Annotated in this window: 23 protein-coding genes and 2 pseudogenes; 19 read left to right on the top strand and 6 right to left on the bottom strand. The window is 70.1% G+C overall.

From position 1 onward, the window contains the following. Nucleotides 1-71: 71 nt before the first annotated feature. Genes ACWD26_RS24220 through ACWD26_RS24210 form a run of 3 tightly spaced genes read right to left on the bottom strand, consistent with a single transcriptional unit; the run spans nucleotide 72 to nucleotide 1,920 of the window. On the bottom strand, nucleotides 72-833 hold the full coding sequence (locus ACWD26_RS24220; RefSeq protein ID WP_451273334.1) for a GAF and ANTAR domain-containing protein: 762 nt from the start codon (nucleotides 831-833) through the stop codon (nucleotides 72-74). Continuing rightward, nucleotides 830-1,480 carry a hypothetical protein gene (locus ACWD26_RS24215; protein ID WP_451273332.1) on the bottom strand — a complete coding sequence of 217 codons (651 nt, stop codon included), beginning with the start codon at nucleotides 1,478-1,480 and terminating at the stop codon, nucleotides 830-832. The genes ACWD26_RS24220 and ACWD26_RS24215 overlap by 4 nt, the downstream gene beginning before the upstream one ends. Before the next feature lie 11 nt (nucleotides 1,481-1,491). Further along, nucleotides 1,492-1,920, bottom strand: coding sequence for an STAS domain-containing protein (locus ACWD26_RS24210; RefSeq protein WP_451273330.1), 429 nt, complete (start codon nucleotides 1,918-1,920; stop codon nucleotides 1,492-1,494). Nucleotides 1,921-2,446: 526 nt separating this feature from the next. Between ACWD26_RS24210 and ACWD26_RS24205 the strand changes: the two are divergent. Continuing rightward, nucleotides 2,447-2,844 (top strand): annotated as a pseudogene (locus ACWD26_RS24205) (Asp23/Gls24 family envelope stress response protein); the annotation flags it as partial. A gap of 188 nt (nucleotides 2,845-3,032) precedes the next feature. Here the strand turns inward: ACWD26_RS24205 and ACWD26_RS24200 are convergent. Further along, a complete protein-coding gene (locus ACWD26_RS24200; RefSeq protein ID WP_451273328.1) occupies nucleotides 3,033-3,203 on the bottom strand; it encodes a hypothetical protein in 171 nt (56 codons plus the stop codon). Nucleotides 3,204-3,583: 380 nt separating this feature from the next. Here ACWD26_RS24200 and ACWD26_RS24195 point away from each other — a divergent pair, with 380 nt between their 5' ends. The 4 genes and pseudogenes from ACWD26_RS24195 (at nucleotide 3,584) to ACWD26_RS24180 (ending at nucleotide 7,563) form a co-directional block, all read left to right on the top strand. Continuing rightward, a complete protein-coding gene (locus ACWD26_RS24195; RefSeq protein ID WP_451273326.1) occupies nucleotides 3,584-3,904 on the top strand; it encodes a three-helix bundle dimerization domain-containing protein in 321 nt (106 codons plus the stop codon). A 981-nt stretch (nucleotides 3,905-4,885) separates the two neighbouring features. Further along, a pseudogene (locus ACWD26_RS24190) lies at nucleotides 4,886-5,395 on the top strand (glycoside hydrolase family 32 protein); the annotation flags it as partial. Nucleotides 5,396-5,421: 26 nt separating this feature from the next. Next, entirely contained in the window at nucleotides 5,422-7,278 is a 1,857-nt protein-coding gene (locus ACWD26_RS24185) for a GH32 C-terminal domain-containing protein (protein ID WP_451273324.1), read from the top strand. 144 nt (nucleotides 7,279-7,422) lie between these two features. After that, nucleotides 7,423-7,563 carry a hypothetical protein gene (locus ACWD26_RS24180; protein ID WP_451273322.1) on the top strand — a complete coding sequence of 47 codons (141 nt, stop codon included), beginning with the start codon at nucleotides 7,423-7,425 and terminating at the stop codon, nucleotides 7,561-7,563. A 138-nt stretch (nucleotides 7,564-7,701) separates the two neighbouring features. Here ACWD26_RS24180 and ACWD26_RS24175 read toward each other — a convergent pair whose 3' ends face one another. Both ACWD26_RS24175 and ACWD26_RS24170 read right to left on the bottom strand, forming a co-directional pair. Continuing rightward, entirely contained in the window at nucleotides 7,702-8,895 is a 1,194-nt protein-coding gene (locus ACWD26_RS24175) for a N(5)-(carboxyethyl)ornithine synthase (protein WP_451273320.1), read from the bottom strand. A 71-nt stretch (nucleotides 8,896-8,966) separates the two neighbouring features. Continuing rightward, on the bottom strand, nucleotides 8,967-9,239 hold the full coding sequence (locus ACWD26_RS24170) for a hypothetical protein (protein ID WP_451273318.1): 273 nt from the start codon (nucleotides 9,237-9,239) through the stop codon (nucleotides 8,967-8,969). 781 nt (nucleotides 9,240-10,020) lie between these two features. On the opposite strand from ACWD26_RS24170, the gene ACWD26_RS24165 reads away from it, so the two are divergent. The 14 genes from ACWD26_RS24165 to ACWD26_RS24100 all read left to right on the top strand — a co-directional run bounded on the left by ACWD26_RS24165 (nucleotide 10,021) and on the right by ACWD26_RS24100 (nucleotide 25,156). Next, nucleotides 10,021-11,121: a fatty acid desaturase family protein gene (locus ACWD26_RS24165; RefSeq protein ID WP_451273316.1), complete on the top strand. Its 1,101-nt coding sequence runs from the start codon at nucleotides 10,021-10,023 to the stop codon at nucleotides 11,119-11,121. A gap of 370 nt (nucleotides 11,122-11,491) precedes the next feature. Then, complete coding sequence (locus ACWD26_RS24160) at nucleotides 11,492-12,553, top strand: lytic transglycosylase domain-containing protein (RefSeq protein WP_451273314.1); 1,062 nt, start codon at nucleotides 11,492-11,494, stop codon at nucleotides 12,551-12,553. Nucleotides 12,554-12,668: 115 nt separating this feature from the next. Beyond that, the gene (locus ACWD26_RS24155; RefSeq protein WP_451273312.1) at nucleotides 12,669-13,844 is read left to right on the top strand and encodes an RNA polymerase sigma factor; all 1,176 of its coding nucleotides are present in this window, start codon (nucleotides 12,669-12,671) and stop codon (nucleotides 13,842-13,844) included. 180 nt (nucleotides 13,845-14,024) lie between these two features. Next, nucleotides 14,025-14,969: an ABC transporter ATP-binding protein gene (locus tag ACWD26_RS24150; RefSeq protein ID WP_451273310.1), complete on the top strand. Its 945-nt coding sequence runs from the start codon at nucleotides 14,025-14,027 to the stop codon at nucleotides 14,967-14,969. Then, a complete protein-coding gene (locus tag ACWD26_RS24145; RefSeq protein WP_009313612.1) occupies nucleotides 14,966-15,736 on the top strand; it encodes an MlaE family ABC transporter permease in 771 nt (256 codons plus the stop codon). Before ACWD26_RS24150 ends, ACWD26_RS24145 begins: the two co-directional genes overlap by 4 nt. An 11-nt stretch (nucleotides 15,737-15,747) precedes the next feature. Then, nucleotides 15,748-16,572: an MlaE family ABC transporter permease gene (locus ACWD26_RS24140; protein WP_451273308.1), complete on the top strand. Its 825-nt coding sequence runs from the start codon at nucleotides 15,748-15,750 to the stop codon at nucleotides 16,570-16,572. Nucleotides 16,573-16,586: 14 nt separating this feature from the next. Continuing rightward, the gene (locus ACWD26_RS24135; RefSeq protein ID WP_451273560.1) at nucleotides 16,587-17,834 is read left to right on the top strand and encodes an MCE family protein; all 1,248 of its coding nucleotides are present in this window, start codon (nucleotides 16,587-16,589) and stop codon (nucleotides 17,832-17,834) included. Beyond that, nucleotides 17,831-18,868 (top strand): MCE family protein, encoded by a 1,038-nt coding sequence (locus ACWD26_RS24130; RefSeq protein WP_451273306.1) that lies wholly within the window; start codon nucleotides 17,831-17,833, stop codon nucleotides 18,866-18,868. Before ACWD26_RS24135 ends, ACWD26_RS24130 begins: the two co-directional genes overlap by 4 nt. Further along, nucleotides 18,865-20,055, top strand: coding sequence for an MCE family protein (locus tag ACWD26_RS24125; protein ID WP_451273304.1), 1,191 nt, complete (start codon nucleotides 18,865-18,867; stop codon nucleotides 20,053-20,055). Before ACWD26_RS24130 ends, ACWD26_RS24125 begins: the two co-directional genes overlap by 4 nt. Further along, nucleotides 20,052-21,185: an MCE family protein gene (locus ACWD26_RS24120; RefSeq protein ID WP_451273302.1), complete on the top strand. Its 1,134-nt coding sequence runs from the start codon at nucleotides 20,052-20,054 to the stop codon at nucleotides 21,183-21,185. Before ACWD26_RS24125 ends, ACWD26_RS24120 begins: the two co-directional genes overlap by 4 nt. Continuing rightward, nucleotides 21,182-22,477: an MCE family protein gene (locus ACWD26_RS24115; protein WP_451273300.1), complete on the top strand. Its 1,296-nt coding sequence runs from the start codon at nucleotides 21,182-21,184 to the stop codon at nucleotides 22,475-22,477. The genes ACWD26_RS24120 and ACWD26_RS24115 overlap by 4 nt, the downstream gene beginning before the upstream one ends. Continuing rightward, nucleotides 22,474-23,751 carry an MCE family protein gene (locus ACWD26_RS24110; RefSeq protein WP_451273298.1) on the top strand — a complete coding sequence of 426 codons (1,278 nt, stop codon included), beginning with the start codon at nucleotides 22,474-22,476 and terminating at the stop codon, nucleotides 23,749-23,751. The genes ACWD26_RS24115 and ACWD26_RS24110 overlap by 4 nt, the downstream gene beginning before the upstream one ends. Further along, entirely contained in the window at nucleotides 23,724-24,293 is a 570-nt protein-coding gene (locus ACWD26_RS24105; RefSeq protein WP_451273296.1) for a hypothetical protein, read from the top strand. Before ACWD26_RS24110 ends, ACWD26_RS24105 begins: the two co-directional genes overlap by 28 nt. Nucleotides 24,294-24,343: 50 nt before the next feature. Next, entirely contained in the window at nucleotides 24,344-25,156 is an 813-nt protein-coding gene (locus ACWD26_RS24100; protein ID WP_451273294.1) for a hypothetical protein, read from the top strand. Nucleotides 25,157-25,736: the final 580 nt, after the last annotated feature.

Raw genomic sequence — 25,736 nt, 5'->3', positions numbered from 1 at the left:
ACCCTCGCTTGAGACTTCTCCCGCCGGGAGGGGGCGGAAGTGCAGCACGTTCGTCGGTCGGCACCGGTGCGTCAGGTTTCTTCGTCGGTCCGTCTCGGTTCCGCGTCGGGGGAGAAGCGGAGCCGGTGGGCCACCACGTCGGCGGCCACCTCGGCGAGTCGGCGTCCCTGGGTGTAGGCGTAGGCGCGGAGCCTGACGAAGGCTTCGTCGATGCCGACGCCGAGCTGGACGGTGAGGATGCCGGTGGCCTGGTCGATCTCCGGCCGGTATCCGCCCAGGTCCTCGAAGCCACGGTCCGGCAACGGTCCGCCGGTCGGCGCGCCCGTCTCCTCGATCCGAGTATCGAGCAGGAGCAGTGTCGCGAGATCGGCGAAGGCCAGCGCGTCGGCCAACTCCTCCGCGTCCAGCACGGTCGGTACGTTGGCGTACAGGTCCAGGACTCCCGGGCTGATCGCCCCTATCTGCAGGGGGAGCGCGAACACCGCGCGTGCCCCGGCTTCCAGCGCCGCATCGGCGAACACGGGCCAGCGGTCCTGCATCGCGCCGGTCAGCAGATCGGGTGTCAGGATGGCGGAACCCTGTGTGAAGGCGTCCACGCAGGGTCCCTCGCCCAGGGTGAGCTGGAGCTCCTCCAACTGCTCGCTGATGTCGTCGGTGCTGCACAGCGGATGGCTTGTCGTGGTCCGGGACATCGCGGACACTCCGGCTCCGCCGACCGGCAGAGCGGCCACGGCCGCGGTGCACACGTCCACCACGCCGACCCGGGCTCCGCGGCGGGCCGCCTGCTCGGCGACCAGCGCCTGGATACGGGCCGAGCGGCTGTCGGACCTCACCCGGGCCACCGGGTCCAGGCATCGTGCGCCAAGCCCTCCAGCCTCGCCGCGGTTCGTTCCCCTACGGGAAGGACCAGCACCCGGAGCAGCGTGGCGCTGATCGGCCTCCAGATCTCTCCCACGTCCAGCCACCCCCAGGAACGGAGCGCAGTGAGAGTTGGGCGATCAGCCCGGTCCACCAAGGTTGCGCCGAGCGACGCCTGGTGATCTGTCAGCAGCCGCTCCTGCAACCGGCGGGCCACGTGCTCGTCCTGCGGGTGCGGGCGGACCAGGATGTCGGTGATCGCGAAGACTCCGCCCGACTCGGTGAGTTGCTCGATGCTGCGCGGCAGTGCCCCGTCGAACCCGAGCCACCAGGAGCCGTCGCCACGCACCGGGAAGCCGAAGGCGCATCCCACCAGGCCATCCGTTTCTGCGATCACCATGGCGAACCCCGGTCGGCGGATGTCGCTGGTGAGACGGTTCAGGAAGTCTTGGCGGCCGGGAGCACGGTAGGTCTCACGGGGAGACGTCTCGAGGGAGTCCACGTACAGATCCGCCGGCTCCCCGCCCAGGCCCTGCGCCTGCCAGCGGTTCACCCGACGCAACCGCACCGCGTCCAGCGCGGGCGACTCGCCGCCACTGGGCCCGTACGCCTGCCCCCGCATGGGCCGGGCCGTCACCGCACATCGCCCGAGAGGACAGGCGCAAGCGGAACATGCCGGTGCGGCGGGGCTTGGGCGGCAGGGTCTGGGGCACCCGCCGCGAGAGGAGGTGACAGGGGCCCGAACGGCAGGCCAAGGAGCAGGAACCCGCAGCCGGTGAGATTGAGTATCCGGCCCAGTGCCGGTGGCGGGTGGTGCAGTCCCAGGGTCCCGCCGGCCTCGGTGGTCTTCTGCGCGGCGTCGAGGAAGGCGTTGAGGCCGCTGCAGTCGCAGAAGGTGACGGGGGTGAGGTCGACGTCGATGATGCGGATACCGTCGCCCAGACACCGCGCCAGTGCCGCGCGCACCAGCGGCGCCGATTCCAGGTCGATCTCGCCGGCCAGGGTGACCAGTGCCCGGTGCCTTCGGTCATGGCGGTAGACGGTGAGCTGCGGAAGGGGCATGACGCCTCGGTTCGGAGGACCATTCGGCAGCGCACGCGGTGACGCCGGGATTCCCGGCCCCCTCGGTGTGCTGTCGGCAGGGACGTACGTTCGGCGGAGGTGGAACAACGGTCGGTCCCACAGCCTGTGCGACAGGACAGCGGCCCCACCCAGTTCCCTCCAGGGATGCGCCGGGTGACGGACGAAAGATCCGCTCCCCGGAGCCATCTGTGTCGAGCAACGACAAGCCGCCGGGGTCTGGGGCGTCCGTACAGCAGCATAGTCCCTGACCCGGTCCGGTGGACGGCCGGAAGCCGCCCATTCCCAGGAAGTGGGTGGTGCCGAAACGCGGTGGTGCGCATATCCGCCGCACCGTGAGGTACCGGCGAGTGCGGCACGAGACTTGTCGGCCGACGGCCGCTCGGGCACGGCAGTCCGTGCACCGCCCGAGGTGGTGGCTTCGCATGACGGGGCCGAACAGTTCAACCCTGCACAAGTCCGATCCCGATGAGTTCCGCACCGGCGTCGGCACGATGCTGCAGGCCGCACGGCCCGGCCACAGGGACCACCGGGGCCACGTGACGAAACGGCCATAGCGGACGGGGTGGTGGAGAAGATCGTCCGGATCGCCGCACGGGAGGTCCCCGGAATCAACGCACTGGGCGGCGGATTCACTCGAACCATGGGCGCCGTGCGCGACCGGGGCCCGGGCGGGCACGCGAGCGCGGGGCGCGGCGTCAGGTCGAGGTCTGTGAGAAGCAGACCGCTATCGACCTCCAGGTCGTCGTCGCATGCGGGGTCAGTATCCGCCAGGTCGCCGCAGAGGTCCGTGAGAACGTGATCGCGGCGGTGGAACGGAGGCGGGGCCTGGAAGCCGTCGAGGTGCACATCGCCGTCAACGACGTGCGCCTGCCGGACGGGGACACGCCGCAGACCAGCGAGGACCGTGTGGTCTGGTCGCGAGGCGGCCAGGGGCAAGGACTCCGCCCCATCGCTCCTCCGCGGCATACAGTCAGCCACCGACTGCAGGCGGGTGATCGCCTGATCCGGGCGCAACTCCGCCCCGCTGATGGGAGATACCCGGCCGCTCCCTGTTCGGATCCGCCGGCACGAGGATGGAGCGCATCACTTCCTCAGCGCCGACGCCCGCTTCCCCGGGAGGACCAGCCAGACCCCACGCCGGCCGAGTGCACAGCGAGGAAAGCGAGCCCGGCAAGCATGAGGCTCGTCGGGCTGAAGATCACCTCGGTCGACGTCTCGGTGACATGGATGATGAAGGCGATGACGAAGAGTGCGGCGGCCACGAATGCGAGCATCTGACTACCCCTGTCGGTGGACGACGCACCACACGTGATCCCGGTGGCTGCGCCGCTACATGTACATGCTGGGTTCCCCGGACGGCGCCGATCAGTCGCGTAAATCCCGTGTCGGAGTCGGTAGCGACACCCGTCGCCTGACCTGCCGGTGCTGTGAACAAGGCAACCGAGACTGCTGCTGCCGCGAACCCCCTCGGCCGCCCAACCCGCAGGTCGACCCATCCGACATGTCGAGTTCATGAACAGATCCGGTGGGCCGTTCCACGAACGCGGTCCGTGCAACTATGGGAAGTGGACAGGCCGCCACCGAGCACCCGGATCGTGATCGGACGCCGCGGTCGGCCATCTGCGACAGTGAGGAGCGCCCCATGGGCGCGAACACGGCCGAAGCCGCGGTACCTGACGCCATCCAGGATCTGACGGACCGGCTGACGGCCGCCTACGCCAACCTGTTGACGGCTGCAATCGTGCGGGATGTGGTGCAGGACTGCTACCAGCCACTCAGCAACGCTCGTATTCCCAACTACGTGCCGATCCTCGTCGAGCACTGCAGCCGCGCCAAGCTACGACAACTCACCCGGCGCTCCGATCCCACCGTTCTCCTGCGCGAGCACTCCGACGGGATACGCGGCCACTCGATCGCGAGGGCCTGTCGAAGGGTTCGAGCCGCCCTCACCCGCTCGGCATAGGCGCGGCGCCCATGGAAGGCGCACTTGGCGCACGGGCCCGCTCGACCATCTGCTGTGCCAGTTCCCGGTCCGGTCCGCCTCTCGGACGCCTGCGGGGATGGTCCACGCATCGCTCAGGGCTGCTCAGCTCGCCCTGGCGCAGTCCGTCACCGGTAGCCTGCGCGTAGATGTCCTGGCCGGCGGCAACTGCCGCAGAGGCTCCGTCCCGAGTACCGGGCGGAGCCTCTGCGCATGGGAAGGGAAATCCGCTGCGAGCCTCTTTCTGAGCTGGCGTGATGAACGGCCCGTACCTGCGCCCCACCTGGGCGGGCCTCATTGAGGCCGCGTTGAGGATGCTGCTGCCGTGGATGTGTTGGGGTGCAGGTCCGGCGGCCGGGTCGAGTCGGTAACAGCCCCTTCGGGACTGATCGTCGAGGAACGCACGGCGCTGCGGACCTGAGGTGGCCGGCTGGCCGAGATCAGTCTCGACGAGGTCGCGGAAGCCTGTTGGGCCGGCGCTCGAGTCGCGGCCCTGACCTGCTCGGTCGCCCGTCCCAACCTGCCGTGGCGGAACCAGTTGGCACAGCCGACCAGTCGACAGTGGCGCTCGACGGACAGGAGTGCCGGGCCGAGAGGTTCCGCCCAAACCGTTGACGCGTTGGGCGGATTCAGCCCATCATCGGGCCGCTCGGTGTCATCGATGACACAAGTCAACGATGACACCCCCGGGTCGGCGGTGTGGACGACCAAGCCGACCCGGCATCACTCTTCCGTCGGCCCACGTCGGAGCCGCAGGCTCCGCACCGTGGACGGCCGCAGCGCAGGAGACGCCATGAACTCTGGACGTGAATCCCGGCATGCCCGTATACGAATGATCGCGGCGTGGCGACCGTCTGCGCCCTGTCCGCAGCCCCGCTGGCTCCTTCAGCCGTAGCTGCCGACACCCCGCCGTACTCCGAGACCTACCGGCCCCAGTTCCACTTCACTCCGGAGAAGAACTGGATGAACGATCCCAACGGCCTCGTGTACTACAAGGGCGAATACCACCTCTTCTACCAGTACAACCCGAACGGCAACTCCTGGGGCGACATGTCCTGGGGCCACGCGGTGAGCAAGGACCTCGTGCACTGGGAGGAGTTGCCGCTCGCCCTGTCGCACGACGACGAGGAGATGGTGTTCTCCGGCAGCGCGGTCGTCGACTGGGACAACACCACCGGCTTCGGCACGGAGAAGAACCCGGCCATGGTGGCCATCTACACCAGCCACGCCAAGGACACGGGCATCCAGGCCCAGTCCCTCGCCTACAGCACCGATCGCGGCCGCACCTGGACCAAGTACCAGGGCAATCCCGTCCTCGACATCGGCTCCAAGGAGTTCCGCGACCCCAAGGTCCAGTGGTACGCGCCGACCAAGAGCTGGCTGATGACGGTGTCGCTGTCCACGGAGCACAAGGTGCGGTTCTACTCGTCGAAGAACCTCAAGGACTGGGAGCTGCAGAGCGAGTTCGGGCCGGCCGGCGCGACGGGCGGTGTGTGGGAGTGCCCCGACCTGTTCCCGCTCGCGGTCGACGGGACAAGAAGAAGATCAAGTGGGTCCTGGTCGTCAACATCAACCCCGGTGGAATCGCCGGTGGTTCGGCCGCCCAGTACTTCGTCGGCGACTTCGACGGCGAGAAGTTCACCGCCGACGACAAGGGCACCTACACCCCGCCCACCGGCACCGTGGTGCAGGACTTCGAGGGTGCCGACTTCGGTACGTGGACGACCACCGGCACCGCCTTCGGCGACGGACCGGCGGCCGGGGCGGTGGCCGGACAGGGGACCGTCGAGGGCTTCGACGGCAAGGGCCTCGCCAACAGCTTCCACTCGGGTGACGGCACCACCGGCACCCTCACCTCACCCGAATTCACCGTCGACAGCTCCTACCTGAACTTCAAGATCGGCGGCGGCCGGCACCCGCACGAGTCCGGAACCGTCATGGAGCAGGGGCCGCCGCCGGAGGGCACCGTCCTCGCCGACTTCGAAGGCGGCGGCTACGGCGACTGGACGACGACCGGAGACGCCTTCGGCTCGGCACCGGCCACCGGCACGATCGGCAACCAGCAGGAAGTCTCCGGATTCCTGGGCGACGGACTGGTCAACAGCTACCTGGACGGCGATAGCACCACCGGCACCCTCACCTCGCCCGAGTTCACCATCGACAAGAAGCACATCAACTTCCTCATCGGCGGCGGCAACCACCCCACCGGCTACGCCAATCCCACCGCCATGGAACTCGTCGTCGACGGCGAAGTGGTGCGCAGTGCCACCGGAAGGGACAGCGAGGCTCTCAACTGGGCTTCCTGGGACGTCGGCGATCTCGCCGGCAAGCAGGCGCGGATCAGGATCGTCGACGACAACACCGGCGGCTGGGGCCACCTGAACGTGGACCACATCATGCTGTCCGACGCCTTGGCCCAGCCCGTCTCCCAGGAGACGTCCGTCGACCTGATCGTCGACGGCCAGGTCGTCCGCAGCGCCACCGGTGCCAACAGCGAGACACTGGACTGGGCCTCCTTCGACCTGCGTCCCTACGCGGGCAAGAAGGTGAAGATCCAGATCGTAGACATGAACAATGCCGGCTGGGGCCACATCCTGGCCGACCAGTTCACCGAAGCCGACACCGCCGCCAAGTCCGTCGTGCAGCGCGCCGACTGGGCCGACTACGGCAAGGACTACTACGCGGCCGTGTCCTGGGAGAACGCCCCGGGCGGCAAGCGGTACATGGTCGGCTGGATGAACAACTGGGACTACAGCGGCGCCATCCCCACCTCCCCCTGGCGCGGCGCGCAGAGCGCCCCCCGGGAGATGGCCCTGCGCACGGTCGACGGCCAGATCCGGCTCACCAGCAAGCCGGTCGACGGCCTGGAGTCCCTCCGGAAGAAGAGCCCCGCGACGGCGGCCGACGTCACCGTCAAGAGCACCACGAAGCCCCTGATCGGCCCCGCGGCCCAGGGCAAGGCACTCGACATCGAGGCCACCTTCTCCCTCAAGGACGCCGACCGCTTCGGCCTGAAGGTACGCACCGGCGCCGACGGCGAGGAGACCGTCATCGGCTACGACACCACGACGCGGGAGCTGTACGTCGACCGCGCCAACTCCGGCGCCGACGACTTCAACAGCACCTTCCCCGGCATCCAGACAGCGCCGCTGAAGGCCAAGAACGGCAAGGTCAAGCTGCGGATCCTCGTCGACTGGTCCTCCGTCGAGGTCTTCGGCGGCAACGGCGAAGCCGTGATCACCGACCAGATCTTCCCCGACCCGGCCAGCCAGGGAGTGGAGGTCTTCGCCGAGAACGGCACGGTGAAGCTGGATGAGGCCGTTGTCTGGCACCTCGGCTCCTACCGCGACCGATGAGACCGCTGCACCCCACGACGCGAGGCCGCGACTAGCGTGCCTCCCCGCAGGTCACGGCCCGGCCCACGTCGGCAAGCTCCTCCGGAAGGGCCGGTGCCGTGGCAGGCAGCACCCGCCAGCGAACATCCAAGGCAGCATCCCGCCATGAAGTCCCGTACCACCGTGCCGGCCTTCGCCCTCTGCGCCGTCTCCGTCGTGCTCGCTCCGCTCGCCGGATGCGGTGGCGGAGCCTCTGCGTGGCAGAAGGTGAATCCGCTGCGTGCGAGGCGGTCGGCAGGCGGATGAGCTTGAGTCTCCCGTAGGGGAGACAGCAAGGGTGAGGGCATGGACGGCGACACGCTCTGCTCGATCGGCGAACTGGCCGGGCTGACCGGCCGGTGACTCTCCCGCGGGAGAAGTGACCACGCCCGGGTCCGGGGGGTGTCAGGCCGGCTGCGCGGCGGAGTGCGGCACGGGGGTGAGGGCGGGGGCCGGGATGTTGGGGGTGTGGGGGTAGGCGGCTGTCCGGTGCTGGAAGGAGAGGATCTTCGGGTTCAGGACGACGCCGTCGCGGATCTCGATGGCCTTTCCGACCGTGGGGTCCGCGTCCCATGCCGCGGGGCCGCTCATGACTTTGCGCAGATAAGGGAGGAGCGCCTCGCTGATCTCCCACGTGGCCGAGTTCCACAGGTGGGACGGGCTGTGGTCCACCCCGTAGTAGTGGCACCCCGGCCCGACCATGGGCATCGGATCGCCGAAGGTGGTCGGACGGGCCCAGGCGAAGCCCATGCCCTCGTCGCAGGAGACGTCGATGAAGAAGGAGCCCGGCCGGAACAGGGCGAGTTCCTCGTCGGTGACGAACGTCAAGGGCGCGTCGGTGTCCTGCCGGACGCAGTTGACGATGATGTCGAACCCGGCGAGATACTCCGCGAGCGGCACGGGTCCCGCCGGGGTAAGCGCCTGTAGACGCGACGGATCGTCCTGGTGCTCCTCGAAGTGACCCATCACGACCGACGGCATCGGTGAGGCCACCGCCGCCGCGGCGCGCTGGGTGAGCACCGTGACGTCGGAGACTCCCATGGCGCCCAGGCCCGTGACCGCTCCGCGCGCCGTGGCGCCGAAGCTGATGACCACGGCGCGCAGGCGCCGCCCGTAACTGCCGGTCAGTCCGCCGAGCTGCAGGGCGTGCAGCACCGAACAGTAGCCCGCGAGCTCGTTGTTCTTGTGGAACAAATGGACACTGAAGGCGCCCGTGGACGTCCAGTGGTTCATGGCTTCCCAGGCGATGAGGGTCAGCTGACGGTCGATGGCGAGCTGCGTCATCCTCTCGTCCTGCACGCAGTGCGGCCATCCCCACAGCACCTGGCCCTGGCGCAGCGCGGCGACGTCCTCGTGCATGGGCTTGGGCAGCAGCAACACATCGCACTCGTCGAGGAGTTGCTCGCGGGAGCGCAGTCCCGCCACGAGCGGTCGCAGCGCGTCGTCGGCGACGCCGAACCGTTCGCCGTAGCCCTGTTCGAGGAAGATCCTCTCTCGTACGTCCGAGGCGATCCGGCCGAGGTGGGCGGGGTGCAACGGCAGGCGGAACTCGTTTTCCTTGCGGGAGGAGGCGAGTACTCCGAGACTCAACAGGCTCATACGCTTCCTCATCACTTCGTTCGGGTCATTTCGTTCGCGTCGTACTTGCGGTGGCTGCCCGGGTCTCCGGATCAGGAGCCGTCCGCCCCGTGCCTGCGCACGCGCTCAGTCAGCGGGAGGGGCGTCTCGTCCAGACCGTCGACCGACCCGCTCGCCATGCGCGCGCACGTGCCGTGGCAGGCGAGCAGCTGCTTGTCGTCGCGGTGGGAGACCACCACCACCTGCGGATCGGGGGCGTTCCGGTAGTCGGTGCCGCACATGAGGCAGGCCAGCCCGGAGAGCATCTCCGGGGTAGGTTCGGGGCGGCCGCGGCGGCGGCTGGAGATCGAGTCCTGTGAATACATGCGTCCGCATCTCTTGATCGGTTCAGGGCCGTGCTCATCGGTTCGGAGCCGTGCTGATCGGGTCGGGCGTACTGGTCGGCAGCCAGGAAATCCGCTACCTCGCTGCGCGGGACCGGATACGGGAGGGGGCGGGGCAGTACAGGCCAGGAGGCATGGCGCGGCTCTTCTCCGGCCGGATCCGATGCGCGCCGGCCTGTGCCGTTCTCCGAGGGCGACGCCGAAACGGGTGACGGCGTGCGAGGTGCGCTCGGTGCCGCAACCGTACTCCCCTCCGGGGCCCACACGTGCCGGTCCGGACTCCGGAACCGCCCGCCCGCCGGGGGCGTCACCGAGCCCTTCCCGGCCCAGGCGGGAACATTCCCGGCGCACCGGACGTTGTAGCGAGTGGTTGTGGTTGAAGTTTGCGAACGTGGAAGCGCCCGCGGAGTTCTGACAGCGGGCGTTTTGTCGTTTTGGGGGTTTTCTTCGACGGTTGGCGACCAACAGCCCGGGACCGCGCGATCGCGCGCATACCCGACCTACTCGCCATCTCGAAGGAGACATCACATGGCTCAAGGAACCGTGAAGTGGTTCACCGCCGGCCAGGGCCTCAAGGGCACGCAGGCCGACCAGGTCCGCGCGCTCTGAGGACATCTCGTCACGACGGCCCGCATCGCGGGCCTGTCTTGTGTCGCGGGCCTGTCTCGTGTCGCATCCGTCTGTTTCCGTACGGGACTTCCCGCGTCCGGCGCCCTGCCCCCGCGCCGGTGGTACCGGCCCCGCACATTCCGAAAGGAATACTGTGAGCAGTGACATCATCAACCGGGGCACCGATCAGACGGCCCACGTCGCCGAGACGACGGACCCCCCTCCCGGAACCCGGGGCAGCGACTACGCCGCGCTCTCCCGTGAGGTGAAACGGAGCGGGCTGCTGAAGCGGCGGCCGGGCTACTACTCCGTCAAGGTCGGCGCGAACCTCCTCCTGCTGGCCGCCGGCTGGACCGCGTTCGCGCTGATCGGGCAGTCGTGGTGGCAGCTGCTGACCGCCGCCTTCCTCGCCGTGATGTTCACCCAGACCGGATTCATCGGGCACGACGCGGGACACCACCAGATCGCCGGTTCCAAGCGCGTCAACAACCTGCTCGGCCGCGTGCACGCCGACCTGCTGATCGGCCTCAGTTACGGCTGGTGGATCGCCAAGCACAACCGGCACCACTCCCACCCGAACCACGTCGACCGCGACCCCGACATCGCCGACGGCGCGATCGCCTTCACCGAGGACCACGCCCGCGTCCGCAGCGGGGCGTACGCATGGCTGGCCCGTCACCAGGCCTGGCTGTTCTTCCCGATGCTGCTGCTGGAAGGACTCGCCCTGCACGTCGCCGGCGTACGGGCGCTGCTCGACCGCACCGGCACGGCGACCTCGCGGACGACCAAGGTGGCCGAGGCGGGCCTGCTGACGGCGCATCTCGGCGGCTACCTCGCCGCACTGTTCCTGGTCCTGACCCCCGTGCAGGCAGTCGTCTTCCTCCTTGTGCACCAAGGTCTGTTCGGCCTGTACATGGGGTGCTCGTTCGCCCCGAACCACAAGGGCATGGCCCTGTTCGGCAAGGACGACAAGGTCGACTTCCTGCGTCGGCAGGTACTGACGTCACGCAACATCCGCGGTCACCGACTCACCGACTTCGCGCTCGGCGGGCTCAACTACCAGATCGAGCACCATCTGTTCCCCTCCATGCCGCGGCCCAGCCTGCGCCATGCGCAGGAACTCGTGCGCGCCTACTGTGCCCGGCACGGCATCGCGTACCACGAGACCGGGCTCGTCGACTCCTACGTCCAGGTACTGCGGTACCTCCACACGGTAGGCGGCCCGCTGCGCCTGCGCCCCGAGCTGGAGTACTGATCACCCCGCCGTTCGAGTCTTCCTCGGGAGCGATTGCGTCGGGAGCGTACTTGCCTGGTGGGTCGGCTGGTGGGTGATCGGCGGGCTGTCTGCCACGGGTCAGCAACAGCGGCCGCCTTCCAGGCCGCCCATCGCCGATTCGGCCGCGGGCCGGGGCGGCGCTGAGAAAGCTCAGCCGTCGATCATTGATGGCTCACAGGTTTCTCGTCATCTTCCGCGACGGTGATCCTGTCACCCAAAACGGAGAGAGCAGGGCGGATGACACTGCTCCGCTGCATGCTCCTCCTCCTCCGGCGACGGACGTGCCGACCGTCCGCGTAGAGCAGAGGACGGAATCCGCACAGGGAGGGGCCGCGAGGTGGCGTTGCGCATGGTGTTCAGGACGGTCGGTACGGCGAGAGGGGCACTCAGAGGGACCAGAAGCACGGCGATCGCGGCGGCGGCGATGGCCGCGCTGACCGCCTCCCAGGCGCAGGGGATCCCGGCACAGGCCGTGGAGCCGGCGCGGAACGCGGCGCGCGTCGAGCGCGGGCCGAGCGTGTCCGGCGACGCCCCGTACCGCACCCAGCTTCCGCCACTGCGCGCCGGGAAGTCCGACGAGGAGACGGCCGCGGGGCCGGCCGGCGGCGCACTGCCCGCGACCGTGTTCGCCGCGTACCGGCGCGCCGAGTCGGCGCTCGCGGGCACCGCACCGGGATGCCGGCTGGAGTGGCAGTTGCTGGCCGCCATCGGCCAGGTGGAGTCGGGGCAGGCGCGCGGCGGCCGGGTGACCTCGGACGGCACGGCCGTGACACCGATCCTCGGCCCCCGGCTGAACGGCGGCGCCTTCGCGGTCATCCGGGACACCGACGGCGGCCGGTACGACGGGGACACGACGTATGACCGGGCGGTCGGCCCGATGCAGTTCATCCCGTCGACCTGGACCCGCTGGGGCGCGGACGGCAACGGCGACGGACGTGCCGATCCGAACAACGTCTTCGACGCGGCGCTCGCCGCCGGGCGCTACCTCTGCGCGGGCGGGCGGGACCTCTCCGACCCGGCCGACCTGGATCGGGCGATCCTCGGCTACAACCACTCGGTGGCCTATCTGCGCACGGTCAGGGCCTGGTACGCGTACTTCCTGGAAGGGCATCGGGTGGTGCCGGACCAGAGCGGCGGGTCGTCCGTGCGACCGGAGCCCCCGCGACCGAGGAGCACCCGCGAACCCTCGCCGGAGCCGTCCGAGCGCTCGGGCGCGAGCCCGTCTCCTACACCGTCCACACCGCCCGCCTCACCCTCCCCCTCGCCCTCTCCGTCCCGTCCGGCGGGCGGAGCGCGGGAGACGGAGGAGCCGCCGCTCCCCGTACCCGATCCGGGCGTTGAGCTGCCCGGCGACGACGTACTGCCCGGTGCCGGCCCGCTGACCAGCAGCGGTGCTGACCAGCAACGGTGAGGACACGATGCGCCCCTGCCCCTCCACAACCGTGGATACCGGGCGGTAATGTCGCCCTCCGCCGGACGGCACGAGACGGCGGAGTGAGCGCGAAGGGGCCCTCATGGCGACGGACATGCCTGCTGAGACAGAGGCGGCCACAGCGGCTGGGGCAGAGGCGGCCATGCCTGCCGGGACGGAGGAGGACCACCACCGTTGGCAGCGCATGTGGAGCCACCGCGAGCAGTTGCTCAAGGTGGCCCGGCGCAGGTCGATGAGTCCGGAGGACGCCGAGGACGCCGTGCACGAGGCGATGCTGCGCGCCGCCGAGCGCCCGGACCTCGACGACGAGCGCCTCGGCGCCTGGCTGACGACCGTGACGATGCGGCTGTGCGTCGACCGGTACCGGCAGGTCAACCGCGAGGCAGAGGTGCGCACCAGCCCCACGCTGATCGCACCGGGCCCGGTGCCCGTCGAGGAGGCGGTGTGCGACCGGGCCGAGGCGAGGTGGCTGGCCGTGCGCAGCGGGGAGCTGCCCGCCCGGCAGGCGGAGGCGCTGCGGCTCAAGTCCGAGGACCTCGACGTCGGCCAGGTCGCCATGGAGATGGGGCTGAGCTACCGGACCGTCGAGTCGCTGCTCGCCCGGGCCCGGCGGACGCTGCGCGCCTCGCTGGCCGGGACGCTGGGCGTGGTGCTGTTCCTGCTCGGGCGCGGGCGGCCGCGGGGAGGCGGGAAAGCTCATGCCGTGGCTGTCGCCTCGACGGCGGCGACCCTGGCGGTGGCGGGGTTCGTGATGCCGTACGCGCTCGACGGGAGCACGGACGGTCCGGCTCCGCGGCCCTCCGTGTCCGGGCCCTCGGAGGCGCTCACGACCGATGGGGACGGCCAGGCGCGCGCGCCGGAGCCGCGCGGATCGTCGCCCGCGTCGGCGGCTCCCGGCGACGGTCCGGCGGGAGCCGAGGCCGACGACGGATCGATGCTGCCGCTGTCCGTGCCGCCCTTGCCCGAGGTCTCGGTGCCCTCGCTTCCGGGGCTGTCGGCGCCCGAGGTGCCTGAGGTTCCCGGGGTGCCTGAGGTTCCCGAGGTTCCCGAGGTTCCCGAGGTTCCTGAGGTCCCGGGCGTGCCCGAGGTCCCGGGCGTGCCCGAGCTGCCGGAGACGCCACACATATCGAGCGTCCCCGATGTGCCAGATCCCCCCGATGCGCCGGTCGAGTCCATCGTCCCCTCACTGACGTCGATGTCGTCGGTTCCGGACACGTCCGTCGTACCGTCCGCTCCCCTCTCGCTCCCCGCCGCGACCGCGCTCCCGTAAACGCGCAGGTCCGGCGGCTCGTAAGGCCGCCTGCCCAGCCGTCCACGACCCCGTCCACGACCCCGGCCGTGACCCCGTCCGCAAACCCGTCCGAAAAAAATCGGCCTCGTCGCGACGGACGCCCCGCCCCTCCCCGTAGAGCAGATGTCGGAGCTGCTCCACGGCTGAAGGGTGAACCGGATGGGTGTCGAGATCTGTGTGGAAGGGCTGACCAAGTCCTTCGGTCACCAGGTCATCTGGCAGGACGTCTCGCTGACGCTGCCCGCCGGGGAGGTATCGGTCATGCTCGGCCCCTCGGGCACGGGCAAGTCGGTGTTCCTCAAGACGCTCGTCGGGCTGCTGAAGCCGGAGCGCGGCTCCATCACGATCCAGGGCCGGGACATCACCAAGCTCCGCGAGCACGACCTGTACGAGGTGCGGAAGCTGTTCGGCGTGCTGTTCCAGGACGGCGCGCTGTTCGGCTCGATGAACCTGTACGACAACATCGCCTTCCCGCTGCGCGAGCACACCAGGAAGTCGGAGAGCCAGATCCGGCGCATCGTGCTGGAGAAGATGGACATGGTCGGGCTGATCGGCGCCGAGGGGAAACTGCCCGGCGAGATCTCCGGCGGTATGCGCAAGCGGGCCGGCCTGGCACGGGCCCTGGTGCTGGACCCCGAGATCATCCTCTTCGACGAGCCCGACTCGGGCCTCGACCCCGTACGCGTCGCCTACCTCAACCAGCTGATCGTCGACCTCAACGCGCAGATCGACGCCACTTTCCTGATCGTCACGCACGACATCGCCTCGGCCCGCCAGGTGCCGGACAACATCGGGCTGCTGTTCCGGCGCGAGCTGGTGATGTTCGGCCCTCGCGAGAAGCTGCTGACCAGCGACGAGCCCGTCGTACGCCAGTTCCTGAACGGCCGGATGCAGGGGCCTATCGGCATGGCGGAGGAGAAGGACGCCGCGCAGGTCGAGCAGGAGCTGGCACAGCTCGGCGACGGCGAGCACACCACGACGCCCGGCAGTCAGGAGCTGCCTCCCCGCCTGCTGCCGGGTCCGGGCATCACCAGGCCGCCCCGCTGGGAGGCCATCGCACGACGAGAGGCCGAGCTGCACCGGAAGGAGGTGGCCGGAGCGTGAGCCTGTCGCCGACCGGAGCGCTGCGGCACTCGGGCAACCTGTTCGCCATGGCGCTGGACGTCGTGCGGACCATACCCCGACGGCCTTTCCAGGCAAGGGAGTTCATCCAGCAGGCGTGGTTCGTCGCGAGCGTCACGATCCTGCCCACGGCCCTCGTGTCGATCCCCTTCGGGGCCGTCATCGCCCTCCAGATAGGCAGCCTGACCCGGCAGCTCGGCGCCCAGTCCTTCGCGGGTGCCGCCTCCGTCCTCGCCGTCCTGCGGGAGGCCTCGCCGATCGTCACCGCGCTGCTGATCGCGGGCGCCGGCGGCACGGCGATCTGCGCGGACCTCGGGGCGCGCAAGATCCGGGACGAGATCGACGCCATGCAGGTGCTCGGCATCGACCCGATCCACCGGCTGGTCGTACCCCGCGTACTGGCCTCCATGGTGGTGGCCGTGCTGCTCAACGGCCTGGTGTCGGTCGTGGGCGTGGCCGGCGGCTACTTCTTCAACGTGATCCTCCAGAACGGCACACCCGGCGCGTACCTGGCGTCCTTCACCACCCTCGCCCAGCTCTCCGACCTGTGGGCGGCCGAGGTGAAGGCGCTGGTGTTCGGGGCGATCGCCGGGATCGTCGCCTCGTACAAGGGGCTCACCGCGAAGGGCGGCCCCAAGGGCGTCGGCGACGCGGTCAACCAGTCAGTGGTGATCACCTTCATGTTGCTGTTCGTGACCAACTTCGTGATGACCGCGGTGTACTTCCAAGTCGTCCCGCAGAGGGGCTGAGGGAACCGACGATGCGACCTCCACGACTCCTCGACCGCCCGCTCCGCTCGCTGGAGGAGCTGGGCACCCAGCTCTCCTTCTACGGCCGCTCACTCGCGTGGACGGGCCGCACCCTGCGCCGCTACAAGAAGGAGATCGTGCGGCTGCTCGCCGAGGTGAGCTTCGGGCGCGGGGCGCTGGCCGTCGTCGGCGGCACGGTCGGCGTGATCGCCTTCCTGTCGTTCTTCACCGGCACCGAGGTGGGCCTCCAGGGCTACGCGGCCCTCAACCAGCTCGGCACCTCCAACTTCGTGGCCTTCCTGTCGGCGTACTTCAACACCCGGGAGATCGCCCCGCTGGTGGCCGGGCTCGCCCTGTCCGCCACGGTCGGCGCCGGGTTCACCGCACAGCTCGGCGCGATGCGGATCAGCGAGGAGACCGACGCGCTCGAAGTGATGGGCGTGCCCTCGCTGCCGTTCCTGGTCACCACCAGGATGATCGCCGGTTTCGTCGCCGTGATCCCGCTGTACGTGATCGGCCTGCTGTCCTCCTACCTCGCCGCCCGCACCATCACCACCGTCTACTACGGGCAGTCGACCGGCACGTACGACCACTACTTCCACCAGTACCTGCCGCCCGTCGACGTGCTGTGGTCCTTCGGCAAGGTGATCGTCTTCGCCGTCCTGATCATCCTGGTGCACTGCTACTACGGCTACTACGCGAGCGGCGGACCCGCCGGGGTCGGCGTCGCCGTGGGCCGCGCGGTGCGGACCTCGATCGTCGCCATCAACGTCCTGGACTTCTTTCTGAGCCTCGCGATCTGGGGCGCCAACACGACCGTGCGGATCGCGGGGTGAGGCCGATGAGAGGGATGAGAGTGCTGAGGCTCCGGTTGTACGGCATCGCCTTCATCGCCGTGCTCGCGCTGCTGCTGTCGCTCGCCGTGGCCGTCTACCAGCAGGCGTTCACCTCGGTGGTGCGCATCACCCTGGAGGCCGGCAGCCTCGGCAACCAGCTCGATCCGCGCGCCGACGTCAAGCTGCGCGGGCTGCTGGTCGGCGAGGTGCGCGCGGTGCGCGCGGACGGCGAGAAGGCGACCCTCGACATCGCGCTCAAGCCGGAGCACGTCGCGTCCATCCCGTCGGACGTGCACGCCCGGCTGCTGCCCAAGACACTGTTCGGCGAGAAGTACGTCGACCTCGTGCCACCGCGCGGTTCCTCGGCCCGGCCCATCCGCGCCGGGGACGTCATCACCCAGGACCGTACGAAGGTGGGCATGGAGCTGCAGCGTTTGCTGAACGACCTGCTGCCGCTGCTGCGCACGGTCGAGCCCGGGCAACTGAACGCCACGCTCTCGGCGTTCGCCACCGCGCTGGAGGGCCGTGGCGACCGGATCGGCGACAACCTCACCCGGGTCGAGAGCTATCTGCGCCGCCTCAACCCGCACCTGCCGTCCCTCAGGGAGGACATCTCGCGCTTCGCCGATGTCGCCGAGGTGTACGGGGACGCGGCGCCCGACCTGATGCGGATCCTGCGGAACACGGTCACCACCAGCCGCACGATCGTCGAGAAGAAGGACCGGCTTGCCGCCGCGCTCCGCACCACGGCGACCGTCGCGGGTACCGGTGAGGACTTCTTCGACGCGAACGGCGACCGGCTGATCACGCTGGGCCGGGTCTCCCGCCCCACCCTTCAGCTGTTCGCCCGCTACTCACCCGAGTACCCCTGTCTCCTCGAAGGCCTGGTCCGGCAGGAGAAGGCGTCTCAGGAGGCGTTCCGGGGCGGCCGGATGCGGATCACCCTCGAAGTCGTACGCCCGCAGGCCGCGTACGAGCCCGGCGAGGAGCCGCGTTACGCCGAGCGGTCCGGGCCGAACTGCCGGGGGCTGCCGAATCCGCGGGTGCCCGCTCCCCACACCGACCTCAACGACGGCACCTCGTCCGGCCGTTCGAGCGACGCGCTGCCCGGAGGTGTCGACGTGTCCGCCACCGAGGCCGAGCAGCGGGCCGTGGGCTCGCTCGTGGCCCCCGTCATGGGCGTACCGGCGGACGAGGTGCCGCCCGTCGCGACCCTGCTGTTCGGCCCGCTGGCCCGGGGAACGGCGGTGAGCGTCGCATGAGAACCACAGGAGCCCGTCAAACGGCCGCCCCACTGGTCAAGTTCGGCTTCTTCGCGCTGGTCACGATCCTGGCGACGGCCCTGCTCGCCGCCACCATCGTCAACATCTCCTTCGCGCCGAAGGACACGTACCGGGCGGTGTTCAGCGATGTGACCGGCCTGGAGGAGGGCGACGACATCCGCGTGGCCGGGGTGCGGGTGGGCGAGGTCGAGGGCATCCGGATCAAGGACCGGACGCTGGCCGAGGTCACCTTCACGGTCACCACGGAGCGCCCGCTGCTCACCAGTACCGGCGCGGTCGTCCGCTACCGGAACCTGGTCGGGCAGCGGTACATCGCGCTCACCGAGGGCGCCGGCGACGGCACCCGGCTGCGGCCCGGCGGCACCATCCCGCTGTCCAGGACCCAGCCCGCGCTGGACCTCAACGCGCTGCTGAACGGCTTCAAGCCGCTGTTCGCCGCGCTCAGCCCCAACGACGTCAACCAGCTCGCCACCGAGATCATCAAAACCCTGCAGGGCGAGGGCGGCACGGTGAACAGCCTGCTCGCGCACACGGCGTCGCTCACCACGACGCTCGCCGACCGCGACGAGCTGATCGGCTCCGTGATCGACAACCTCAACGCCGTACTGAAGACGCTCGACGAGCGCGGCGGCCGTTTCTCCGGACTGCTGAAGCAGCTGCGGCGGGTGATCTCCGGGCTGTCCGCCGACCGCAAGCCCATCGGGGAGTCCCTGGTGAGCATCGGCGACCTCACGGAGGCCACGTCGGGGCTTCTCGACGACGCCCGCCCGCCGCTGAAGGACGACATCACCGAGCTGGGCGAACTCACCGGAACGCTGAACAGGAACGAGAAGACCGTGGAGGGTGTGCTGAAGCGGCTGCCGAACAAGCTCACCGAGCTGACGGGGACTGCGTCCTACGGCTCGTGGTTCAACTTCTACCTCTGCGACTTCGACGGCCGGATCGTGCTGCCGAAGACGAAGCAGGTGCTCACCCCCGAGTTCCACGTGGCGCGGGCGAGGTGCGGCGCATGAGGATCCGCATCGTGCCGCGCGGGACGCGACGCCGCCGCCCGGAGCCCCTGATGAAGGTGCGCGTGGAGCCACCGAGGCTGCCCGGGCTGTCGAAGCTGCGGCTCCCGCCCCGCAGGAGGCGCCGCCCCGAGCCTTTGATGAAGGTGCGCGTCCTGCCGCCCAAGCTGCCGAGGATCAGGCTGCCCCGGAAGGCGGGCCGCCCACGTCTGAAGCCGTTCCGGGACCGCAACCCCGTGGTCGTCGGCGCGGTCGGGCTCACCACCCTCGCGCTGCTGGCCGTGGCCGCGTTCAACGCCGACAGCCTGCCGGTGATCGGCGGCGGCGAGACGTACAGCGCCGCCTTCTCGGAGGCGGGCGGACTCAAGCCGGGCGACGAGGTACGGATCGCCGGCGTCAAGGTCGGCAAGGTCGAGGACGTCGATCTGGACGGCAACCACGTCAAGGTGACCTTCAAGGTCAAGGACGACCCGGACTTCGGCACCGACACCGGTGCGTCGATCCGCGTCAAGACGATCCTCGGCGCGAAGTACCTGGCGCTGCACCCGAAGGGGCCGGGCCAACTGAATCCGGGCAGCGAGATCCCGCTGCGGCGGACGGTGTCCGCGTACGACGTCGTGCAGGCGTTCAGCGACCTGACGACCACGACGGAAGAGGTCGACACGGAGCAGCTCGCGAAGGCACTGGACACGATCTCCACCACCTTCCAGGACTCGCCCGCGGAGGTGCGCGAGTCCATCAAGGGTCTGTCACGGATCTCCCGGACGGTGGCCTCCCGCGACAAGGCGCTGCGCGGGCTCCTCGACCACGCGAACGGGGTCACCGAGGTGCTGGCCGAGCACTCGGAGGACTTCTCCGCGCTGGTGAAGGACGGCGACAAGCTGTTCAAGGAGATCAGCAAGCGGCGCGCCGCGATCCACAAACTGCTCAAGAGCTCCGCTCTGCTGGGCATCGAGCTCTCCGGCCTGGTCGAGGACAACCGAGAGCAGATCGGGCCCGCGCTGAAGAACCTCAACACCTTCGTCAGGATGCTCGAACGCAACCAGGCGAGCCTGGACCGGAGCGTCAAGCTGCTCGCGCCCTATGTCCGGGTCTTCACCAACACCCTCGGCAACGGCCGCTGGTTCGACTCCTACGTCCAGAACCTGGTCGCCGCCCCGGTGGTGCCCCGTACGGGAGGCTCACGATGACCAAGCGGCTCCCGGTGAAGAAACCCCTCGCCCTGCTCACCGCGCTCGCGGTCCTCGCCGCGCTCGCCGTCGTACTGTGGCCGCGCACCGGGACCGTCCGGGTCACGGCGTACTTCCCGCGCACCGTCGGTATCTACCCCGGCTCGGACGTCCGCGTCCTCGGCGTCCGCATCGGCGAGGTCAAGCGGATCATGCCCGAGGGCAGCCGGGTGCGTGTCGAGCTGGAGTACGAGGAGGGCCGCAAGCTGCCCGCCGACGCGCAGGCCGCCATCATCAACTCCTCGGTGGTCAGCGACCGTTACGTGCAGCTGCTGCCGGTGTACCGCGAGGGACCGGTGCTGCGGGACGGCGACGTCATTCCCGAGTCGCGCACGGCCGTCCCCGTCGAGCTGGACCGGATCTTCGACAGCCTGCACACCACGTCCGAGGCGCTCGGCCCGAAGGGCGCGAACAAGGACGGCTCCCTGTCGCGGCTGCTGGGCGTGAGCGCGGACAACCTCGAAGGCCAGGGCGAGAACCTCAACCAGACCGTCGAGGACCTCTCACAGGCCGTCACCACCCTGTCCGACGGGCGAGGCGACCTGTTCGGCACCGTACAGAACCTCCAGGTGTTCACGGCCGCGCTGGCGGCCGACGACGAGAGCGTCCGGTCGTTCAACGGCAGCCTCGCCGACGTGGCGGAGCAGCTCGCCGGGGAGCGCAAGGACCTCGCGGCGGCGCTGAAGCACCTGGGTGCGGCACTGGGTGACGTGTCGGAGTTCGTGAAGGAGAACAAGAAGTCACTGACCTCGAACGTGCGGGGCCTCAGCAAGGTCACCAAGGTCCTCGTCACCCAACGCGCCGCGCTGGAGGAGCTGTTGGAGGTCGCCCCCACGGGGCTGTCGAACCTGCAGAACGCCTACAACGCCTCCGCCGGCACCCTCGACACCCGCAACAACCCCGAGGAGCCGCAGGACCCGGCATCCCTCCTGTGCTCCCTCCTGAAGACGACCGGGGACGAGGGCGGCAAGAACCCCGACTGCGCGGAGCTGAAGAAGCTCTTCGACTCCCTGCCCGAGGTACCGACGGCCCCCGCCACGACGGGCACGGTCGACCGAACGCTCGGCGGAATCCTGGAGGCCCGAGCATGAGTGTCTCCCGTAGGACGGGCGTGGCCGCGTGGACGGCCGCCGGTTCGCTGCTGCTGTCGGGCTGCCAGTTCAACGGCTGGTACGACGTCCAGCTCCCCGGCGGAGCGGCGGCGGACGGCCGCGCCTACCACGTCACGGTCGAGTTCAGGGACGTACTGGACCTGGTGCCGCAGTCGGCGGTCAAGGTCGACAACGTCACCGTGGGCGCGGTCGAGAAGGTGGAACTGGACGGCTGGCACGCCCGGGTGCGACTGCGCGTCGCCGACTCGGTGAAGCTGCCCGCCAACGCGGTCGCCGAACTCCGGCAGACCAGCATGCTCGGCGAGAAGTACGTGGCGCTGTCCCCTCCGGTCGGCACCGCGCCCGTCGGACGGCTCCGCGACGGCGACCGCGTCCCGCTGTCCCGCAGCGGCCGCAACCCGGAGATCGAGGAGGTGCTGTCCGCCCTGTCCGCGCTCCTCAACGGCGGCGGCGTCGCCCAGCTCAAGACGATCACCGTGGAGCTCAACAAGGCCCTGGAGGGACGCGAGAACCGGGTCAGGTCCCTGCTGGAGGAACTCGACACGTTCGTCGGCGGCCTCGACGGGCAGCGCGCCGACATCGTCCGCGCCCTCAAGGGCGTCGACCGGCTGGCCAAGCGGCTGAGGAAGGAGAAGAAGACGATCGCGAGTGCCGTCGACACGCTGCCGCCCGCGCTGAAGGTCCTCGCCGACCAGCGCCGCGACCTGACGCGGATGCTCACCGCCCTGTCGAAACTGAGCAGGGCCGGCACCCGGGTCGTGAACGCCTCGCGGGACGACACCGTCGCGGGCCTCAAGCAGCTGAAGCCGATCCTGCAGCAGCTCAACAAGGCGGGCGACGACCTGCCCAACTCCCTTGAACTGCTGACCACTTACCCGTTCCCCCGCAATGTGGTCGACGCCGTCGAGGGCGACTACGTCAACCTCGCGGTCACCGCCGACCTCGACCTGGCGGGCCTCTACGGCAACGTCAAGGACAAGCCCGGCGACTCCGGCGGCTCCGGCGAGGGCGACGACGGCTCCGGCACCCCGGACCTGCCGGACCTGCCGGACCTGCCGGATCTCCCGGACGTGCCCGGTGTCCCGACGCCGACCCCGCTGCCCGAGACCCCGGAGGTTCCGGTCGAACCCTCGGCGCCCACGGACGGCGACGACCTGCTGTGCCCGCCGGTGTGCACCGCGGGCTACGGCCCCCGAGCGGACTCCGGCCGCCTCCCGGCGGGCATCGACCTCGCGCTCGCCGAGCTCATGCTGAAGGGAATACAGCCGTGATCACCCGTACGGTCAAGGCCCAGCTGCTCGCCTTCGCCACCCTCACCGCCGTCGGGGTGTCGTACGTCGGCGCCGAGTACACGGGCCTGGTGGACGACGTCCTCGACCGCGGCTACACCGTGCGGGCCGACTTCGCCGCGTCCGGGGGCATCTTCTCCGGCGCCGAGGTCACCTACCGAGGGGTGCCGGTGGGCCGGGTGGGCGAATTGCGGCTGTCCGGCCGAGGGGTGTCGGTGGCCCTGGAGATCGAGGACGACGCGCCCCGTATCCCGGCCGACACCCTGGCGGTGGTCGCCAACCGTTCGGCGGTGGGCGAGCAATACGTCGATCTGCAACCGCGGCGGACCGGCGGCCCGTACCTGCTCGACGGCAGCCCGATACCGCGCGAGCACACCCGGGTGCCGCTGCCCACCACCGACCTCGTCGTCAGCCTCGACCGGCTGGTCAACTCGGTCGGCAAGGACGATCTGCGGACCACCGTCGACGAACTGGGCAAGGCGTTCGCCGGCACCGGGCCACGGCTGAGCCGACTCGTGGATTCGGGCAACGAGCTCGTCGAGGCGGCGTCCGACACGCTCCCGGAGACGATCTCACTGATCGAGGACTCGCGGACGGTGCTCAAGACCCAGGCCGACCAGGGCTCGGCCATCAAGTCGTTCTCCCGCGATCTGGCGGCGCTCACCGCCGAGTTGAAGTCGAGCGACGGGGACCTGCGTCGGCTGATCGGCAACGCGACGCCCGCCGCGCAGGAGATCGACTCCCTGCTGAAGTCGACCCGGCCGGATCTGCCGGTCCTGCTGGCCAACCTCATCAGCGGCGGCCAGGTCACCGTGGCGCGGCTGCCCGGAGTCGAACAGGCCCTGGTCACCTTCCCGGTCGTCGTCGCCGGCAGCCACACGGTCATCCCGGGCGACGGCACCACCCACTTCGGCCTCGTCCTGGGCGCCGACGACCCGCCGCCGTGCACCCAGGGGTACGGCGGGACGCGGCGGCGCGACCCCGCCGACACCAGCACCCGCCCGGCGAACACCGACGCGCGCTGTACGGCGCCGCGCGGCAGCGACACCTCGGTGCGCGGCGCGCAGAACGCCCCCGGCGCGCCGACGGGTTCGTACGGCGCCGAACGGGCCGCGTACGTCACCCCGTACGACCCGGACACCGGCACCGCCACCGGCCCGGACGGGGTGCCCGTCGAGATCGGCTCGACGGGCGGCGAACAGACCGTCTTCGGAAAGGAGTCCTGGCAATGGCTACTCGTCGGACCGATGGCATGAACGCCGAGACCGATGGCTTGAACGCCGGCACCGATGGCATGAACGCCGACGGCGGGGAGCGGGCGCGCCGCAGGGCGCTGTCCGCCGGACTCGTCGTCGCGACCGTCCTGACGACCGCGCTGTCGGTCTGGCTGGCCGTGGGGTTGTCCGGGCAGCGCGCGGCGGAGCAGCGGCGGCAGGACGTCCTGGCGGCGGCCCGCCAGTCGGCGCTGAACTTCACCTCGCTCGACTACCGCCACTACGACCGGGACAGCGCCAACGTGCTCAAGGGCGCCACCGGCGACTTCAAGGAGCAGTTCGCCGCGCAGACCGAGCAGTTGACCGAGCTGGTCGCCGAGAACAAGTCCGTGTCCGAGGGACAGGTCCTCGAAGCGGGCATCGTGCGGTCCGACACCCGGTCCGCCCGGGTCCTGGTCGTCGCCGACAGCAAGGTGACCAACACCGCCGTGCCCAAGGGAGAGGCGCGCACGTACCGGCTCCAGCTCGACCTCGTCCTCAAGGACGGCCACTGGCTGACGTCCGACGTCGAGTTCGTGGGCTGACGACCGGCCTCCCGCACGAACAGCAGGCACGAGAGTTGAGGAGAGAGACCGTGGCGAACACGACCTCACGAGGCCGGGGCGCCGGCTCCCCCGCCCGCCGCACCATGACCGCGGCCGCCCGCGCGGCGGCCAAGCGCACCCGACGCGTGGAGCACCCCGCGGACGAGGCACCACCACGGGCCGAGGAGCGGTACTCCGGGCGCACGGTGGTGATCGACGCTCCGGGCGGTGACGGGTGGGACGACCCGCCGGAGCCGGCACCGGAGCCGGATCAGGTGCCTGAGTCCGAGGAGGTGCCTGAGTCCGAGGAGGTGCCAGAGTCCGAGGAGGTGCCAGAGGAGAGTGCTTCCGTACGACGGCCCTGGCGACGGCTGCTCACCATGGCGCTCTGCGTCGCTCTCGTGGCGGGTCTGGTCGCCATCGCCGTGCTCGGGTGGCAGTACCGGGAGGGGCGGCGCGCGGAACAGGCTCGGGGAGAGGCGCTCGCGGCCGCGCGGACAGCGGCGCCCGTCGTCCTGTCGTACGACTACCGGCATCTCGACCGGGACTTCGCGCGGGCCCGCACCCATCTGACCGGTGCCTTCCGTGACGAGTACCGCAGGACCACGGCGACGGTCGTCGGACCGACCGCCAGGAAGTACCACGGCGTGGTGAAGGCGACGGTGGCGGCACCCGCAGGTGGTGCCCGGCCCGCGGCGTCCGTCGTGTCGGCAGGACCGGACAAGGCCGTGGTCCTGCTGTTCGTCAACCAGGTCACCACGAGCACCCAGGTCACGGGGTCCCGTGTGGATCTGAACCGGGTGCGGATGACGCTCACCCGCACTTCCGAGGGCTGGAAGGTGAGCGCCGTGGACGCGCTCTAGGACGCCGGCGCCGAGTCAGCTCAGCCGGAGCGCCATCGCCAGGGGGAAACGAGCACGTTCACCCGCCCGTGTAGCCGGCGGTGGCGCCGCAGTCCTGTGCCAAGTCCTTTCCGGGACGGCGGTGTCGGCAGGACTCAGCAGCTCGCGCACCTCGGGCGACTGGCCGAGGTAGGCCTCTGAGAGCAGGGGGTGCCGCAGTCGAACGCGCCGATGGTAGGGGGAAGGAGGCGCCGCGCGGGGAGGCGGTGGCGTCGCCGAGGGCTCTTGGTGTTGCGCAGGGACACGACGCGTACGGTCATCGTCTTGCAGAGGTGGGAGACCTTGCCCTGGAGCACTTCGTAGGCGACCTTGACCGGCGTCGGCCGACCGGGTCGGTCAGGGTGAGATGTGAGGTGAAGTCCGCGTCGTCCGGGGTGAGGCCGAGCGGGCTGGGCGGGACGACCTCGACGCCGTCGATGGCAATCGTGTACTGCGGGGCGCCGGCCTCCAGCCGCAGGGTCACTCGGACTCGCCCGCAGGGGGAGATGACGACGACCGGGCGACACCGGCGGTCGCGGGGGCGGCGACCTGTGCGGAGCCG

The organism is Streptomyces sp. NPDC002787, assembly GCF_053592095.1.
The sequence above is the reverse complement of the archived record's forward strand: the minus strand, read 5'-3'. Positions and strand labels throughout refer to the sequence as shown.

Bases quoted from the DNA above. Each gene is read 5' to 3' on its own strand.
- ACWD26_RS24215 (WP_451273332.1), bottom strand. From the start codon at position 1,480: ATGCGGGGGCAGGCGTACGGGCCCAGTGGCGGCGAGTCGCCCGCGCTG.
- ACWD26_RS24210 (WP_451273330.1), bottom strand. From the start codon at position 1,920: ATGCCCCTTCCGCAGCTCACCGTCTACCGCCATGACCGAAGGCACCGG.
- ACWD26_RS24195 (WP_451273326.1), top strand. From the start codon at position 3,584: ATGGGCGCGAACACGGCCGAAGCCGCGGTACCTGACGCCATCCAGGAT.
- ACWD26_RS24180 (WP_451273322.1), top strand. From the start codon at position 7,423: ATGAAGTCCCGTACCACCGTGCCGGCCTTCGCCCTCTGCGCCGTCTCC.
- ACWD26_RS24175 (WP_451273320.1), bottom strand. From the start codon at position 8,895: ATGAGCCTGTTGAGTCTCGGAGTACTCGCCTCCTCCCGCAAGGAAAAC.
- ACWD26_RS24170 (WP_451273318.1), bottom strand. From the start codon at position 9,239: ATGTATTCACAGGACTCGATCTCCAGCCGCCGCCGCGGCCGCCCCGAA.
- ACWD26_RS24160 (WP_451273314.1), top strand. From the start codon at position 11,492: ATGGTGTTCAGGACGGTCGGTACGGCGAGAGGGGCACTCAGAGGGACC.
- ACWD26_RS24155 (WP_451273312.1), top strand. From the start codon at position 12,669: ATGCCTGCTGAGACAGAGGCGGCCACAGCGGCTGGGGCAGAGGCGGCC.
- ACWD26_RS24150 (WP_451273310.1), top strand. From the start codon at position 14,025: ATGGGTGTCGAGATCTGTGTGGAAGGGCTGACCAAGTCCTTCGGTCAC.
- ACWD26_RS24140 (WP_451273308.1), top strand. From the start codon at position 15,748: ATGCGACCTCCACGACTCCTCGACCGCCCGCTCCGCTCGCTGGAGGAG.
- ACWD26_RS24135 (WP_451273560.1), top strand. From the start codon at position 16,587: ATGAGAGTGCTGAGGCTCCGGTTGTACGGCATCGCCTTCATCGCCGTG.
- ACWD26_RS24130 (WP_451273306.1), top strand. From the start codon at position 17,831: ATGAGAACCACAGGAGCCCGTCAAACGGCCGCCCCACTGGTCAAGTTC.
- ACWD26_RS24125 (WP_451273304.1), top strand. From the start codon at position 18,865: ATGAGGATCCGCATCGTGCCGCGCGGGACGCGACGCCGCCGCCCGGAG.
- ACWD26_RS24120 (WP_451273302.1), top strand. From the start codon at position 20,052: ATGACCAAGCGGCTCCCGGTGAAGAAACCCCTCGCCCTGCTCACCGCG.
- ACWD26_RS24115 (WP_451273300.1), top strand. From the start codon at position 21,182: ATGAGTGTCTCCCGTAGGACGGGCGTGGCCGCGTGGACGGCCGCCGGT.
- ACWD26_RS24105 (WP_451273296.1), top strand. From the start codon at position 23,724: ATGGCTACTCGTCGGACCGATGGCATGAACGCCGAGACCGATGGCTTG.